The organism is Aquibium carbonis (assembly GCF_003970795.1).
In the GTDB taxonomy this organism is placed as follows: Bacteria; Pseudomonadota; Alphaproteobacteria; order Rhizobiales; family Rhizobiaceae; genus Aquibium; species Aquibium carbonis.
In genome coordinates this window covers 55175-68899 of sequence record NZ_RWKW01000031.1, presented here as the reverse complement: position 1 = coordinate 68899, position 13725 = coordinate 55175, and the positions used below count along the sequence as shown (strand labels likewise).

Below are 13725 nucleotides of genomic sequence, written 5' to 3'. Positions count from 1 at the left end.
GCCTCAGTCGTCGCCGTCCGCCGAAGCGGCGTTCAGCAGACCGTACTTTTCCTCGCCGAGCGACTTCATGAGGTCGAGTTGGGTCTCGAGGAAATCGATGTGCCCTTCCTCGTCCTTCAGCAGTTCCTCGAAGAGCTGCATGGTGACGTAGTCGCCAAGCTGATGGCAGATCTCACGCGACTTCTTGTAGGAGGTGCGGGCGTCGTACTCGCCGGCGAGATCGGCCTCGAGCACTTCCTTGACATTCTCGCCGATCCGCAGTGCACCGATCGACTGGAGGTTCGGGTGGCCCTCCAGGAAGATGATGCGCTCGATGATCTTGTCGGCGTGATGCATTTCCTCGATGGACTCCTCACGCTCCTTCTTGGCCAGCTTCGCGTAGCCCCAGTCGTCGAGGAGACGGTAGTGGAGCCAGTACTGGTTGACCGCGCCGAGCTCCAGAAACAGAGCCTCGTTAAGCCGCTCGATGACTTGTGGTTCGCCTTTCATGGCGCCTGCTCCCATATTGACCGCGCAGACTGCGCACGCGGTCCAGGTGTGAAACGATTTCCACGGCGTTCGCCTCCGAGCGCGCGTGGTACTCTTCGGTGACCCGAATGATCGTTTCCACCACATTTGGGAAACAGCCGCAACAGCGACCACGCTTCGAAAGGGCGTGGTAAACCTTCGCAGGCACGATGAGCTGCCAGGGATCGGCATCCAGCAGTCCGATGATCGTCTGCTCGATTTCGCTCTGCTTGATCATGTTGCACTGGCAGACAAGCATTTCACACTTCGTCCCGGCTGGTGGCCGTCAGGCCATTGGCTTGAGATGGGGTTGGACGTCGCTCACTGGAAGACCGCGTCCGGATTGTCGAGGCTGTCGGATCCCTCGAAGGCAATGGCGTCGAGCTTCAGCGTCGTGACCACGCGTTCGATCGAGCGGGTCTGGTCCACGAGGCTGTCGATCCCTGCCTGCACCAGCGCATTCCCCTCGGCATTGCCCTCGCCGATCATCTGGTCGTAGGCCTCGCCCGCCTCGGCGCGCGCAGCGATCGCCTCCATTGCGGCGACGGTGGTGTCGAGCTTGGCGGAAAGCTCCGCATCGAGAGCGGGGTCGGCCTGTCTGACGAGATCGGCCATCGACGGGCCTTCCACCACCGCCCCATCAATGCGGGTATAGCTGCCGCGGTAAACGTTGCGGATGCCGACCACGTCGTAGAGGTGCGATATGTGGGTGTTGTCGGAAAAGCAGTCGTGCTCTTCCTCCGGATCGTGCAGCAGCAGGCCTAGCTTCATGCGCTCGCCTGCGAGTTCGCCATAGGACAGCGAGCCGAGGCCGGTGAGGATGGCCGACAGGCCGGCGCGCGGATCGCCATCGAGGAGATGCGCGCGGGCGGCACCATCCGGCTGCCAGGTCGCTACCATTTCTTCCAGGTCCGACACGAGCAGGTCGGTCGCCGCATCGAGGTACTGCGCGCGGCGCTCGCAATTGCCGCCGGAGCAATTGGCCGCGTCGTAGTCGGAGAACGGCCGATCGCCGGCGCCCGGGCCGGTGCCATTGAGATCCTGTCCCCAGAGCAGAAACTCGATCGCGTGGTAGCCGGTGGCAACGTTCGCCTCGATGCCGCCGGCCTCCTGCAGCGTTTCCGACAGGAAAGCGGGCGTGATCTCGCTCGCGTCGACGGGGCGGCCGTTGATTTCGAGCGTCGGATTGGCGATGACGTTTGCCGTATAGAGCGCGTTGTCGTCCGATTCCGAACCGTAGCTGGCGTCGACGTAGTCGATCAGCCCTTCGTCGAGTGGCCAGGCGTTCACCCGGCCCTCCCACTCGTCGACGATGGGATTGCCGAAGCGATAGGCCTCGGTCTGCTGATAGGGAATGCGCGCAGCGCGCCAGGCCGCCCGCGCCGTGGCGAGCGTCGCCTCGGAAGGCGCCGCCAGAAACGCGTCCACGGCCGTGTCTAGGGCCTTCGCGGTCGTTAGCGAATCCTCGTACTTGGCAAGGGCGATGTCGGAATACGTCGCGAGGACCGCCACCGGGTCCGTGTCGGCCCGCGCGGTCGTCGCCGCGAGGGACACACCCAGCAGAAGCAGCGCGGCGGCAGTCCGAACGGTCGTTCTCGGCACGGCTTGATCCTTCAGGCAGTCGGTTTGCGGAGACAATCCGCACACGCGCATCCGCGCCCCGTGCGGCCCGCAAGCCCCGATCCGATGCATAAAGACTCCACTTGCGAGCCCTGTCAATCCGGAGTGCGGCAAAAGCCCTTTCAAATCAATGTTTTAGAACAATTCTAAAGTGGACTTGATATTGAAGGTCATGTTTTATCGGGGATTCACGTCCACCGCGACATCCTGACGCCCCGTAGCGGGGCCTTACGCGACGACCTGTCAACCGACGATGAGAAGCGCCAGTGTCTCGGCGATCAGCGCGGGTCGCGCTTCGCCCTCGATCTCGATCGTGGCAACGCATTTCATCAGATACTGTCCGGGCGCCTTCTCATCCAGCGAGGTGAGATGGCTGCGCATGCGCACCCGGCTTCCCGATTTCACCGGCGCGAGAAAGCGAACCTTGTCGAGCCCGTAATTCAACGTCGTGCCGACATTGTCGGGGACGGCGCCGATCTCGTAGCTCATGACCGCGACCAGCGACAGCGTCAGGTAGCCATGCGCCACCGTCGAACCGAAGGGGCTCTCCCGCTGCGCACGCGCGGTGTCGACGTGGATCCACTGGTGGTCGCCCGTGGTCGCGGCAAACTGGTCGATCATTGCCTGATCCACGGTGACCCAGGAGGAGACGCCTAGCTCCGTGCCGACCTGGCCTGCGAGTTTTTCCAGAGGGTGGGATCGTTCGGCCATCTTGTTGCCTTTCTTCCGGTGCGAGGCATGCTGCACTGCAACAAGCGCCCGTGTGACGGTAGGCGCAGGCCGGAAGCGAGCGCCGAATTCTCCATGGACCATCGTTTACCTACCGTTAACCATCCCGTGCAGACGGGCCGGAAAGTGCGGAAATTCACGGAGCATTCATCTTCTTCTGATACTGTTTCGTTCCAATCGGAAGGGACAGTCCGACGGACGGGAATTGGTATCATGGCGTTCTGGAGCAGCTTCATGGGTTGCGCTGCAGCAATCCGCGACTTCATCGCACCGCGCTACAGGCCGGAGCGGCACTACATGCGCGGCCCGGGGCCGGCATGCGCGCGCCAAAGCGGCGTCAGACCGACCGGCGCACGCATCACCTTCCAGTAAGCGCGGTTCGCCTCAGCCGAGGCCGTCGAACAGCGCCGTCGAGAGATATCGCTCGGCGAAGGACGGGATGATGACCACCATCGTCTTGCCGGCGTTTTCGCTGCGCGACCCGACGATCGCCGCCGCCTGGAGGGCGGCTCCCGACGAAATGCCGACCGGCACGCCCTCGAGCTTCGCCAGCAGGCGGGCGTTGGCGAAGGCATCCTCGTTGGAGACCCGCACCACCTCGTCATAGACGGACGTGTCGAGGATCTTCGGCGCGAAACCGGCGCCGATGCCCTGGATCTTGTGCGGGCCGGGTTCGCCTCCCGACAGGACCGGAGAGGCTTCCGGCTCGACCGCGACAACCTGCAAGCCCGGCTTGCGCTGCTTGAGAACCTGCCCGACGCCGGTGATGGTGCCGCCCGTACCGATGCCAGAAACGAAGATGTCGACATCGCCGGCGGTGTCGTTCCAGATCTCCTCGGCCGTCGTCCGGCGGTGAATGTCCGGATTGGCGGGGTTCTCGAACTGCTGCGGGATCACGGCCCCCGGGATGGTGGCCACGAGTTCCTCTGCCTTGGCGATCGCGCCCTTCATACCCTTGGGGCCTTCTGTCAGCACCAGCTCGGCGCCGAGCAGGGCCAGCATCTTGCGACGCTCGATCGACATCGTCTCGGGCATGGTGAGAATGAGGCGATAGCCTTTGGCGGAGGCGGCGAAGGCGAGCGCGATGCCGGTGTTGCCCGATGTCGGCTCGACCAGCGTCGTTTCGCCAGGGCGGATCCGCCCATCGGCTTCCATCGCCTCGATCATGGCGACACCGATGCGGTCCTTGACGCTGGCGATCGGATTGAAGAATTCGAGCTTGGCCAGCAGATGCGCGACGACACCCTTTTCGCTGGCGAACTTGTCGAGCCTGACGATCGGCGTGTCGCCGATCGTTTCGGTGATGGACCTGTAGACGCGGCCGCGGCCGGGCTTCTTCTCGCTCATCAGTCTTCTCCCTTCGGGTCCGCCGCAGGCGGGTTGTCGGTTGCTGGCAGACGGATATAGTTGCCCGGCTCTTCCGGTGCGATGCGTCAGACGACGAGAAAGCCCCGGCCCAGTTCGTCGTCGGCCTCGACGGTGAAGCTTGCCCTGCCGCAATAATGCGCCTGGCCGGAGACCCGCGCGACGATGGCCTCATGTTGGCCGGTTCGCGTTTCGCGCGCAACCATGCCGGTGAAGCGCGAGCCGACGATCGATTCGAACAGGCGGGCCTCGCCGACCGCGACCCCGCCCAGCGCATGCATCGCGGCAAGCCGCGCCGTGACGCCGGACCCCGTCGGCGACCGGTCCACCTGCGCGTCGGCGAACACGCAGACATTCTTCGTGGCGATGCCGTTCGACCCATCGCCGCCGTCGGTCAGGATCGAGCCGTAGAGGTAGGCGAGGTCCGGACTGTCGGGATGCGCGAGCGGGCCGGCCTGCTTCACCGCCTTCGTCAGCGCAGTAGCGGCATCGGCGAAGGCACGGGCGGGGCTGTCTCCGAAGGCGAGGCCGAACTGTCCTGCGTCGGCGAGCGCGTAGAACGCGCCGCCGTAGGCAATGTCGTAACGGATCTGCCCGAAGCCCGGCAGGTCGACCGTGCGCTCGGGCGCAAACAGGAAGGACGGCACGCTTTCGAAGGACACCGCGCCTCCCTTGCCGCCGTTCACCGCCACCTCTGCGACGACCATGCCGCAAGGGCACTCGATGTTGACGACCGTGACCGGCTCGACCGGCGCGACGAAGCCCTGGTCGACCGCATAGCGCCCGAGCGCGATGACGGCATGGCCGCACATGGTGGAATAGCCCTCGTTGTGCATGAAGAGCACCGCCATGTCGGCGCCCGGCAGATCGGGCTCGACCAGCAGCGCACCGTACATGTCCGCATGGCCGCGCGGCTCGAACATCAGGATCTTCCGCAGATGATCGAGATTGGCGCGTACGAAGGCGCGCTTTTCGAGAATCGTGCCCTTCGGCAAGGGCGGATAGCCGGACACGACGATCCTGACCGGCTCGCCGCCCGTGTGCATGTCGATCACCTCGAGCGTGTCCATGGCCCCTCCCGCGCTGCGACGAATGGAGCGGGCTGGACGGGCGGTGTCAACAGGGGTCGGTCAGCCGGTCGCCGCCGATGGAGACGGCGACCGGCGGTCGAGGCTACTCGGCCGCCTGGCGCTTTTCGCGCCCCTGCTCGACCATCTCGACGATCGTCGCCACGAAGGCGTCGAGATCGCCGGGGTTGCGCGACGTGGCGATCATCCCGTCGAGGACCACGGCACGGTCCTCCCACACGGCGCCGGCATTGATCATGTCGGTCCTGATGGAGGAATAGGACGTTGCGCGGCGGCCTTTCAGGAGCCCGGCCTCGATGAGCAGCCAAGGCGCGTGGCAGATCGCGGCGATCGGCTTGCCGGCACCGTCAAAGGCCCTGATGAAGTCGATCGCAGCCTTTTCGACGCGCAGCACGTCGGGGTTGATCTGGCCGCCCGGAAGGACGAGGGCGTCATAGTCGGCCACGTTCGCTTCGGCCAGCGTGCGGTCGACCGGAACGGCGGCGCCCCAGTCCTTCTCGTCCCAGCCCTTGATCTCGCCGGCCTCGAGCGAAACGATGTCGACGGTGGCCCCCTTCGCGCGCAGGTCGTTGAGGGGCACTTCCAGTTCGGACTGCTCGAAGCCGTGGGTGGCGAGGATGGCGATGCGAGACGTTGCGATGGCGGGCATGATGGACTCCGTGTTGGGGGATGAGCCAGTGCAACGCCTTCCGCCGGAATTGGTTCGCCTGCCCCGACACCGGTGCGGCGGTCCGTCCATTCAGGCGCGGTTCAGCCGGGTTGCGGCAAGAGTATCGTCATCAGCGAAATCGATCGAGGGGATCCACCATGAAACTTCCGCAGCTCGCCGCCGTCTTTCTGAGCCTGGGCGTCGGCATTGCCGGCGTGATGGCGGTGGAGGCTTCCGCCGAGCGCGCGCGGGTGATCGCCGGGCCTTCCAGCGCAAAGGCGCTGGCGCACCTGATCTCGGCCGACGACCAGCGCACAAGGAGCGTGGACAGCGCCATCGTGGGAGGCTGGCGCATTCTCGGCGTCGCCGACGCGCACAGCGGCGGCTACACGCCGTTCACGGCCGCGCTTGCGGCTGCCGCGCGGGTCGACATCGCCGCCGACGGACAGGCGCGGGCGACGGCCGGATGCAACGCGATCGCCGCCGGCATCACGCAGACCGGCGACGCCTGGCATGCAGGGCCGGCGGCGATGACCCGCATGGCCTGCCCCGACCCGGCAGTGATGGCGGCCGAGCAGTCGATTGCCCGGGCGCTTTCGGAAGCCGTGATGATCGAACTGGACGGACGTCGCGCGACGCTGGGCGACGCGGCCGGCGCGACGATGATGGTGCTGGAGCGGGAGTGAGGCCGGCGCGGGCCCCTCACCCCGCCGAAAACATCGTCTGAAGCTTCGCGAAGGAATAGCCTTTGCGCGCATAGTCGAAGGTGCCCTGGTCGAGCATCTCGCGGGCGGCGGCTTCCACGGCGCCGAAGGCGGCGGTCGAGAGCTTGGAGCCGAGCGAGATGCGGCTGACGCCGGCCTCCGCGAGGCCGGCAACGGTGAAGCCCGGAATCGCCAGCACGTTGACGGGTTTCGTGACGGCCGCGCAGACCGCCTCGACCTGGTCCATCGTCGACAGGCCGGGAGCGAAGAGCACGTCGGCGCCCGCCTTTTCAAAAGCCTGCAGGCGACGGATCGTGTCGTCGAGGTCCGGGCGGTCGTGGATGAAGTTTTCCGCCCGCGCGGTGAGAACGAAGTCGCGCTTCAGCGCGCGCGCGGCATCCGCCGCCGCCGCGATACGCTCCACCGCCAACCCGAAATCATAGATCGGATCGGCCTCGTCGCCGGAGAAATCCTCGATGGAGCAGCCGGCGAGCCCAGCCGCCTCGGCGGCGAACACCGTTTCGGCGGCCGAATCGGGCGTGTCGCCTTTGCCCTTTTCCAGGTCGGCGGAAACCGGCAGGCCGACCGCCGCGACCATCTCCCTGCAATGGGCCATCATCTGCTCGAACGGTACGCCGCCATCCGGCAGGCCGCGCGAGAAGGCATGGCCGGCGCTGGTGGTGGCCAACGCCTCGAAGCCGAGTGCTTCGAGAAACTTCGCCGTTCCGACATCCCATGGGTTGGGAATGAGGAAGGCGCCCGGCCGCGTGTGCAACGCGCGGAAGACCGCGCCCCTGTCGTCTCGCATGATCTGCCTCCGTCGAAAGCCTGACGACGGCAGATTATGCGCGATCGAGGGCGTCCGCAAAGGGGCCGGTTTGGTCCAGCCCGATCATTCCCGCCAGCTCCCGCATGTCGTCGAACAGTTCGCCGCCGGCGGCCGCCAGTCCGTCGCGGTCGCCATGCGGGTCGCCGCAATAGGACAGCACGCGCATGCCGGCCGCGATGCCGGCGCTCGTTCCAGGCACGCTGTCCTCGATCACCACGCAGTCGGCGGGCGAAAAGCCCATGGTCGAGGCGGCGTGGAGGAAGAGGTCCGGGAAAGGCTTGCCGCGCTCGACCATCGAGGCGCTGAACAGCACGTCCTCGAAGAAGGGCAGCAGCCCGGTCGCGCCGAGCGTCAGATGCATCTTTGTGACGCGCGCGGATGAGGCGACGCAGTAGGGCAGTCCCGAGGCCCGGATCGCCTCGATCTGCCCGCGAACATGCGGGACAGCCTGCACATGGTCGGCGAAAAGCGCGGCCAAGCCATCGTTCCAGCGATCGACGAAGTCGGCGCCAAGCGAAACACCCGCCGCCTCGACCTCGGCCTTCACGGCGCTCATGGAGCGGCCGACGAACTGGCGACGGCAGTGTTCGTAGGTCGTGTCGTAGCCCGCCGCGCAGAGCCATTCGGCAAGGCGGCGGTTGGAGAGCGTCTCCGTGTCGACCAGAATCCCGTCGCAATCGAAGATGACGAGGGCGGGCCGCATGGTCAGGCGGTTCCGGTGGAGCCGAAGCCGCCTCTGCCGCGCGACGTCTCGCCAGCCAGGCTGCGCTCCTCGACGATGGCGCGCGCCACGGCGGCGATGACGAGCTGGGCGACGCGCATGCCTCGCGTGATGGCGAAGTCCTCGTCGCCGAGATTGACGAGCAGCACCTGCACCTCGCCACGATAGTCCGAATCGATGGTGCCGGGCGTGTTGAGACAGGTGATGCCGTGCTTCAGGGCGAGGCCGGAGCGCGGTCGGACCTGACCTTCGTAGCCTTCGGGCAATTCGAGGACGAGGCCGGTGGGCACCAGGACGCGCCTGCCAGGCAAGAGGATCAGCTTGCGGTCCTCGGGGATCGCGGCTCGAAGGTCGAGCCCGGCCGAGCCGGCGGTCTCGTAGGCTGGCAGGTCGAGGTCCTGCGCATGCGGCAGGCGAACGATGGGAAGGATGATGGACATGCGCTCCTTTGGCGGGTGGCGGGACCTCCGTCAAGACGCGGTGATCACCCTTGCTGACGTTCTCGCCTGGCCCGCCATTCAGTCTTCCTTAGCCGGCCTGTCGGAGACTATGATTCGCCGAATCGCGTGACGGCGGAGCAAGAAGAGGACGCAGACGCATCATGTGCCGCTGGGCCGCCTATCTGGGTGACGAGGTCTATCTCGAAGAGATCGTGACCGCGCCCTGCCACTCGCTGATTGCCCAAAGCCACAGCGCGCAGGAAGCCAAGACATCCACCAATGGCGATGGGTTCGGCCTGGCCTGGTATGGCGAGCGCCGGGAACCCGGTCTCTACCGCGACATTCTGCCGGCCTGGTCGGACCCGAACCTGAAGAGCCTGTGCCGGCAGATCCGCTCGGGCCTGTTCCTGGCCCATGTGCGCGCGGCGACCGACGGCGCCACCAGCCGCGCCAACTGCCATCCCTTCGTGCAGGGGCCATGGTCGTTCATGCACAATGGCCAGATTGGCGAGTTCGACCGGCTGCGGCGGCACCTCGAAAGCGGCCTCTCCGACGCCGGCTACGAAGCGCTGCAAGGAACGACCGATTCGGAGCTGTTTTTCCTGCTGATGGTGGAGGCCGGGCTCGACGGCGACCCGCTTGGCGCGACACGCCGCGCAGTGGCGGCCGTCAAGGACGCGGCGGCGAAGGCGGGCATCGACCCGATGATCCGCCTCACGGCGGCCTTCTCCGACGGCGAGCGGCTGCATGCGGTGCGATATGCGACCGACGACCAGGCGCCGACGCTCTACACTGCGCCGTTTGGAGGCGGTATCGGACGCTGCCTGGTCTCGGAACCTTTCGACCGGGCCTGCGCCGACTGGCAGGCGATCCCGCCGGGCAGCTTCATCACGGCGACCCGCTCCAGCATGATCGTGCAACGCTTCGACGCGGCCCCCGCGACGCCGGATCTGCTTCCGCAACGGCTTCGTTCGGTGTAATAACCTTGCGAAAGCTGGCCACCCCGCCACCGACGCATGCTGGAACCGGAGCCATGACCATGCCGACACCGGACGCTCGCACCAGTGGTCGCCTGCCCGGCGCATGCGACGTGCGAAAACACCTCGGCCTGGCGGCGCTCGCGTCTGGCTTGGCCATGGCCGTCTCCGCCCTGTCGGGCGTTGCGGCGCTGGCCGCGGATTGCCGCAGCCAGGCTGCGCCGGGAGTCGACTGGCAGGACTGCACCAAGAGCAATATCGTCATTCGCGGCGCCAACCTGGCAAACGCCAACCTGACCGGCACCGACCTGACGATGACCGATCTCCGCTCGACGACACTGACCGGGGCGAAGCTGCAAAAAGCAACGCTGGTGCGATCGTCGCTGGCGGGGGCGAACGCGGCCGGCGCCGATTTCTCCCGCGTCGAGGCCTACCGGACGAGTTTTTCGGGCATCATCGCACCGGGAAGTGCATTCTCCAGCGCCGAGTTGCAGCGAGCCGACTTCACGGGTGCCGAGCTGACGAACGCCATCTTCGAAAAGGCCGAACTCGGACGAGCGAACTTCAACGGCGCATCGATCGGTGGGGCGAAGTTCGACTATGCCAACCTGTCACGCGCGCAGTTCACCGGGGCGGTCCTCAACGCGCCGATCGACTTCACCGGCGCCTTCATGTTCCTGACACGGATCGAGGGCGTCGATCTTTCCGCAGCAACCGGCCTTGCTCAGGCGCAGATCGATCTTGCCTGCGGCGACGCGAACACCCGGCTTCCCGGCGATCTTGCTGCTTCGCCATCATGGCCCTGCACCTTCGACTGAACGGACATGGAACCGACGGCCCTGGCCGCGGGCGCAGAAAATACTGCAAGACGACTGCTAGCCGAGGCGGCGAGCCGGGCGGAGCGCCAGGTGGCGATCGTCCGGGTCGGGCTTGGCTGCCTGATGTTTCTGTTCGTCGGAACGGTCTGGCTGGTGGCGCCGATCGACGACCGCGGCCTCGTGGAACAGTTGATCGCCGCGACTGTCACGGCGATATTGGTGACACTCGTCGGGCTGGCGGCGCTGGCGGCTCTCAGGCGCGCGCGCCCAACCGGGCGGATCGCCTTTCTCAGCTCCACGGCCGACGTTCTGATCGTGCTCGCCAATATCGGTCACACGATCGTGGGCGGCCATGCGCCGGGTGCATTCTTTTCGATCTTTCCCGCGGTGTGGCTGATCCCGGTGACGATGGCGGCCGCCGCGCTCCGCTACAGTCCCGGTCTCCAGGTCTATGTTTCAGGGCTCTTCGTCGTCGGGTTGACCCTGCTGGCCATGGTCGGCGGCTTCGTGCCGATCGAGACCCGACGGGCTATCCTTCCGGACTATTCGTTCGGGTTCGGCGTACCGCCCAACGTCGTGCGCATCATCATGATCGCCAGCGCCGCTTTCGTGTTGGTGCTGGTGGCGCGGCGTGGGCGGCGGCTGCTCGAGCAAGCCGTTCATGAGACCACCTCACGGCTCAGCCTGACGCGTTTCGTACCGCGAGAGCTGGCGCCGCTGCTGGCGCAGCCCGGCATGGCGAACCTCATCGCCGGCAGGCGCCAGACCGTAGCCATCGTTTTCGTCGACATGCGGGGCTCAACGGCGCGCGCCGAACATACGGATCCGGAGCGATTCGCCGTGTTCATGAGTTCCTTCAGGCGGCGGGTGATGAACGCTGCCCGGGCGCATGGCGGCATGGTGGACAAATTCATCGGCGATGGCGCGCTGATCGTCTTCGGCGTGCCCGAACCCGCGCCGGACGACGCGGCGCGCGCGTTTGCCTGCGCCGACATGCTGGTCGACCTCATGGCGCGCTGGAACGACAAACACGACGTCCAGCCGCCTGTGGCCGTCGGTATCGGCGTTCAGGTAGGCGAGGTTTTCTGCGGCCTCGTCGGCGATCTCGAGCGGCTGGAGTTCACGGTGCTCGGCGATCCGGTCAACGTCGCCGCCCGGCTGGAAAAGGCGACGAAGGAACACGGGACGCCGATCCTCGCCACCGCCGAAGCGGTGGCCGCGGCAGGCGTCGACTGGCGCGAAGTGGGCGTCGAGCGCCTGCCCGGACGAACGGAACCGGTGCGCCTCATGGCGCCAAGGCGGAACGGTTCGGACTGAACCGCCAGGCGTCCTCAGTCCATGTGCTTCCTGATGAAACCGCCGGTGGCTGTGATCAGTTCGTCGACCTGTTCGACGCCGGCGAAGGCATTGAAGACGTGATCCATGTCGCGCACGAAGAGTTCCTCGGTGCCCGTGTGATAGTCGAGCAGGATCTGTCCCGAGATCGGCTGCGGATAGACGACGTCGTCCTTGGTGCCGACGGCGACGAAGAGGGGACCGGCATAGCGGGTGATCTCGGCCACGGGATCGATGGCGTAGAGGCTTTCGAAGAACCCGGATTTCAGTTCGATCTCCGCGCCCCAGGGCAGCGTCACCTTGACCGGCTCGCCCCCGGAGGCGAGGCCTTGCTTGAAGGTCTCGGCGCCGAACATCAGCGCGATCGCCGATGCCATGTTGGTGCCCGGCGCCCAGAGCGCGACGGCATCCAGGCTATGGGTGGCGCGCGCGGCGACCGCGGCCCCCACCGCGCCGCCCATGCTCCAGCCGACGAGTGCCAACCGGCTCGAATCGACGCGGCCGCTGCGAGCGAGCCAGTCGAGCGCGGCAAGACCGTCGGCGACATGGGCCTTGAGGGTCGAATCGGCGAAGTCGCCGTCGCTGTCGCCGTTGAAGCGGTAGTCGATGCGCAGGCTGGCGATGCCCTCGTCCGCCCACATACGGGCAGCGCGGGCATAGATGCCTTCGTTGGCGGCCGGAATTTCCAGCTCGTCGCGGCTGCCGGTGAAGCCGTGCAACAGAAGGATGGCCGGCGGGTTTTCGACACCGTCCGGCAGGTTCAGCGTGCCGACGACGGTCATGCCCTCGACCGAAAACGTCACGCGTTCCTCGGCGGCCATGGCCGATGCGGGTGCCGAGAGGAGGGCGGCGGTCAGGGCGAGACGGGTGATCATGGGCGGGTTCTCCGAAGGATCGACAGGGGGCCGGAACGTTGGCGACAGCCGAGTGTGTGCCGTTCGGGCCAAGGCGTAAAGATGCAAATCGTGCTCCGTCCCGGATCCGGGGTCAGTGGTCGCGGCCGGCTTGCACGGCGCGGGTCGAATCAATATTCACCCATATGGTTGACTTATCAGCCGAACCAGAATATTCAACCTTATGGGTGAATGAATGAACGACGACGAACGCCTCTCACGGATCCTCAAGGCCGCCGGAGACACCACGCGGCGCAAGATCCTGACGCTTCTCGTTCAGGAAGGCGCCCTGCGGGTGACGTCCCTCGCGAGCCATTTCGAGATGTCGCTGAACTCCGTCTCCAAGCACATCAAGGTGCTGGAAGAGGCGGGGTTGGTGACACGCCGAACCCTTGGCCGCGAGCACTTCATGGCCGCCGAACTCGAGCCGCTGAAGCGGACCGAAGCCTGGTTCGCGGAGCTGAAATCCATCTGGGACCTGCGTCTTTCGGCGCTGGAAACCATGATCCTGTCGGAGGACGACCAATGAACGAGCTTGAACTGACGGTGAAGCGGACGATCAACGCGCCGCGTGAGAAGGTCTTCGATGCCTGGCTGACGCCGGCCAAGCTGGCGCTTTTCATGCGTACGGCCAAAGACGGGATCGTGGCGCCAAGGGTGGAGACCGATGCCGTGAAGGGCGGAACGTTCCTGATCGTGATGGCCACGGTCGACCGGGAGGTTCCCCACTCCGGCCGCTATCTCGACATCGACCCGCCTTCGCGCATCGCCTTCACCTGGGGATCGCCGCATTCGCCTGACGACAGCGTGGTGACGATCGATCTGACCGAGCCGTCGCCGGGCACGACCGAGATCACGCTGCACCAGGTGAAGTTCCACAGCGAGGCGGCGCGCCGCGGCCACGAGGAAGGCTGGTCGGCCATTCTCGACCTCATCGGGCACAGCCTCGACTGATCCTCGAAATCGCCCGGGGGCGGGCCGTGACCAGTCCCCGGGCGAAAAATTCCCGTTCGACACCCCCGTGATGCACCGCTATAAGCCCGCGCATCA

At 66.1% G+C, this 13725-nt stretch carries 18 protein-coding genes; 7 read left to right on the top strand and 11 right to left on the bottom strand.

The genetic code is table 11. The annotated features are described in order from the left end of the window. Positions 1-3: 3 nt before the first annotated feature. The 4 genes from bfr to EJC49_RS08795 form a co-directional block, all read right to left on the bottom strand. Positions 4-489, bottom strand: coding sequence for a bacterioferritin (gene bfr / locus EJC49_RS08810; protein ID WP_126699364.1), 486 nt, complete (start codon positions 487-489; stop codon positions 4-6). Beyond that, positions 455-766 (bottom strand): (2Fe-2S)-binding protein, encoded by a 312-nt coding sequence (locus EJC49_RS08805; RefSeq protein ID WP_126699361.1) that lies wholly within the window; start codon positions 764-766, stop codon positions 455-457. Before EJC49_RS08805 ends, bfr begins: the two co-directional genes overlap by 35 nt. A gap of 62 nt (positions 767-828) precedes the next feature. Beyond that, positions 829-2076 (bottom strand): imelysin family protein, encoded by a 1248-nt coding sequence (locus EJC49_RS08800; RefSeq protein WP_425358803.1) that lies wholly within the window; start codon positions 2074-2076, stop codon positions 829-831. A 294-nt stretch (positions 2077-2370) separates the two neighbouring features. Beyond that, complete coding sequence (locus tag EJC49_RS08795; RefSeq protein WP_126699357.1) at positions 2371-2838, bottom strand: MaoC family dehydratase; 468 nt, start codon at positions 2836-2838, stop codon at positions 2371-2373. Between the two features lie 231 nt (positions 2839-3069). On the opposite strand from EJC49_RS08795, the gene EJC49_RS25595 reads away from it, so the two are divergent. Next, positions 3070-3228, top strand: a complete 159-nt coding sequence (locus tag EJC49_RS25595; protein ID WP_170314663.1) for a hypothetical protein — start codon at positions 3070-3072, stop codon at positions 3226-3228. Between the two features lie 12 nt (positions 3229-3240). Here EJC49_RS25595 and cysK read toward each other — a convergent pair whose 3' ends face one another. From cysK to EJC49_RS08780, 3 genes are all read right to left on the bottom strand, one after another. After that, positions 3241-4203: a cysteine synthase A gene (gene cysK / locus EJC49_RS08790; RefSeq protein ID WP_126699355.1), complete on the bottom strand. Its 963-nt coding sequence runs from the start codon at positions 4201-4203 to the stop codon at positions 3241-3243. A gap of 86 nt (positions 4204-4289) precedes the next feature. Next, entirely contained in the window at positions 4290-5291 is a 1002-nt protein-coding gene (locus tag EJC49_RS08785) for a proline racemase family protein (RefSeq protein WP_126699354.1), read from the bottom strand. Positions 5292-5394: 103 nt separating this feature from the next. Next, positions 5395-5958: a type 1 glutamine amidotransferase domain-containing protein gene (locus EJC49_RS08780; protein WP_126699352.1), complete on the bottom strand. Its 564-nt coding sequence runs from the start codon at positions 5956-5958 to the stop codon at positions 5395-5397. Positions 5959-6116: 158 nt separating this feature from the next. Here EJC49_RS08780 and EJC49_RS08775 point away from each other — a divergent pair, with 158 nt between their 5' ends. Then, a complete protein-coding gene (locus EJC49_RS08775; RefSeq protein WP_170314662.1) occupies positions 6117-6644 on the top strand; it encodes an META domain-containing protein in 528 nt (175 codons plus the stop codon). Positions 6645-6660: 16 nt separating this feature from the next. Here EJC49_RS08775 and EJC49_RS08770 read toward each other — a convergent pair whose 3' ends face one another. Genes EJC49_RS08770 through dut form a run of 3 tightly spaced genes read right to left on the bottom strand, consistent with a single transcriptional unit; the run spans position 6661 to position 8652 of the window. Then, positions 6661-7470 (bottom strand): isocitrate lyase/PEP mutase family protein, encoded by an 810-nt coding sequence (locus EJC49_RS08770; RefSeq protein ID WP_126699347.1) that lies wholly within the window; start codon positions 7468-7470, stop codon positions 6661-6663. 34 nt (positions 7471-7504) lie between these two features. After that, complete coding sequence (locus tag EJC49_RS08765) at positions 7505-8194, bottom strand: HAD family hydrolase (RefSeq protein ID WP_126699345.1); 690 nt, start codon at positions 8192-8194, stop codon at positions 7505-7507. 2 nt (positions 8195-8196) lie between these two features. Then, positions 8197-8652 (bottom strand): dUTP diphosphatase, encoded by a 456-nt coding sequence (gene dut / locus EJC49_RS08760; RefSeq protein ID WP_126699343.1) that lies wholly within the window; start codon positions 8650-8652, stop codon positions 8197-8199. A gap of 161 nt (positions 8653-8813) precedes the next feature. On the opposite strand from dut, the gene EJC49_RS08755 reads away from it, so the two are divergent. From EJC49_RS08755 to EJC49_RS08745, 3 genes are all read left to right on the top strand, one after another. Further along, complete coding sequence (locus EJC49_RS08755) at positions 8814-9632, top strand: class II glutamine amidotransferase (RefSeq protein WP_126699341.1); 819 nt, start codon at positions 8814-8816, stop codon at positions 9630-9632. Positions 9633-9787: 155 nt separating this feature from the next. Further along, entirely contained in the window at positions 9788-10447 is a 660-nt protein-coding gene (locus EJC49_RS08750) for a pentapeptide repeat-containing protein (protein ID WP_245453325.1), read from the top strand. A 6-nt stretch (positions 10448-10453) separates the two neighbouring features. Beyond that, positions 10454-11764 (top strand): adenylate/guanylate cyclase domain-containing protein, encoded by a 1311-nt coding sequence (locus EJC49_RS08745; protein WP_126699339.1) that lies wholly within the window; start codon positions 10454-10456, stop codon positions 11762-11764. A 14-nt stretch (positions 11765-11778) separates the two neighbouring features. Here EJC49_RS08745 and EJC49_RS08740 read toward each other — a convergent pair whose 3' ends face one another. After that, positions 11779-12657, bottom strand: coding sequence for an alpha/beta hydrolase family protein (locus EJC49_RS08740; RefSeq protein ID WP_126699337.1), 879 nt, complete (start codon positions 12655-12657; stop codon positions 11779-11781). A 214-nt stretch (positions 12658-12871) separates the two neighbouring features. Between EJC49_RS08740 and EJC49_RS08735 the strand changes: the two genes are divergently transcribed. Next, on the top strand, positions 12872-13204 hold the full coding sequence (locus tag EJC49_RS08735; protein ID WP_126699335.1) for an ArsR/SmtB family transcription factor: 333 nt from the start codon (positions 12872-12874) through the stop codon (positions 13202-13204). After that, on the top strand, positions 13201-13629 hold the full coding sequence (locus tag EJC49_RS08730) for an SRPBCC family protein (RefSeq protein ID WP_126699332.1): 429 nt from the start codon (positions 13201-13203) through the stop codon (positions 13627-13629). Before EJC49_RS08735 ends, EJC49_RS08730 begins: the two co-directional genes overlap by 4 nt. The last annotated feature ends 96 nt before the right edge of the window (positions 13630-13725 follow it).

Bases quoted from the DNA above. Each gene is read 5' to 3' on its own strand.
- bfr (WP_126699364.1), bottom strand. From the start codon at position 489: ATGAAAGGCGAACCACAAGTCATCGAGCGGCTTAACGAGGCTCTGTTT.
- EJC49_RS08805 (WP_126699361.1), bottom strand. From the start codon at position 766: ATGCTTGTCTGCCAGTGCAACATGATCAAGCAGAGCGAAATCGAGCAG.
- EJC49_RS08795 (WP_126699357.1), bottom strand. From the start codon at position 2,838: ATGGCCGAACGATCCCACCCTCTGGAAAAACTCGCAGGCCAGGTCGGC.
- EJC49_RS25595 (WP_170314663.1), top strand. From the start codon at position 3,070: ATGGCGTTCTGGAGCAGCTTCATGGGTTGCGCTGCAGCAATCCGCGAC.
- cysK (WP_126699355.1), bottom strand. From the start codon at position 4,203: ATGAGCGAGAAGAAGCCCGGCCGCGGCCGCGTCTACAGGTCCATCACC.
- EJC49_RS08785 (WP_126699354.1), bottom strand. From the start codon at position 5,291: ATGGACACGCTCGAGGTGATCGACATGCACACGGGCGGCGAGCCGGTC.
- EJC49_RS08780 (WP_126699352.1), bottom strand. From the start codon at position 5,958: ATGCCCGCCATCGCAACGTCTCGCATCGCCATCCTCGCCACCCACGGC.
- EJC49_RS08775 (WP_170314662.1), top strand. From the start codon at position 6,117: ATGAAACTTCCGCAGCTCGCCGCCGTCTTTCTGAGCCTGGGCGTCGGC.
- EJC49_RS08770 (WP_126699347.1), bottom strand. From the start codon at position 7,470: ATGCGAGACGACAGGGGCGCGGTCTTCCGCGCGTTGCACACGCGGCCG.
- EJC49_RS08765 (WP_126699345.1), bottom strand. From the start codon at position 8,194: ATGCGGCCCGCCCTCGTCATCTTCGATTGCGACGGGATTCTGGTCGAC.
- dut (WP_126699343.1), bottom strand. From the start codon at position 8,652: ATGTCCATCATCCTTCCCATCGTTCGCCTGCCGCATGCGCAGGACCTC.
- EJC49_RS08755 (WP_126699341.1), top strand. From the start codon at position 8,814: ATGTGCCGCTGGGCCGCCTATCTGGGTGACGAGGTCTATCTCGAAGAG.
- EJC49_RS08750 (WP_245453325.1), top strand. From the start codon at position 9,788: ATGGCCGTCTCCGCCCTGTCGGGCGTTGCGGCGCTGGCCGCGGATTGC.
- EJC49_RS08745 (WP_126699339.1), top strand. From the start codon at position 10,454: ATGGAACCGACGGCCCTGGCCGCGGGCGCAGAAAATACTGCAAGACGA.
- EJC49_RS08740 (WP_126699337.1), bottom strand. From the start codon at position 12,657: ATGATCACCCGTCTCGCCCTGACCGCCGCCCTCCTCTCGGCACCCGCA.
- EJC49_RS08735 (WP_126699335.1), top strand. From the start codon at position 12,872: ATGAACGACGACGAACGCCTCTCACGGATCCTCAAGGCCGCCGGAGAC.
- EJC49_RS08730 (WP_126699332.1), top strand. From the start codon at position 13,201: ATGAACGAGCTTGAACTGACGGTGAAGCGGACGATCAACGCGCCGCGT.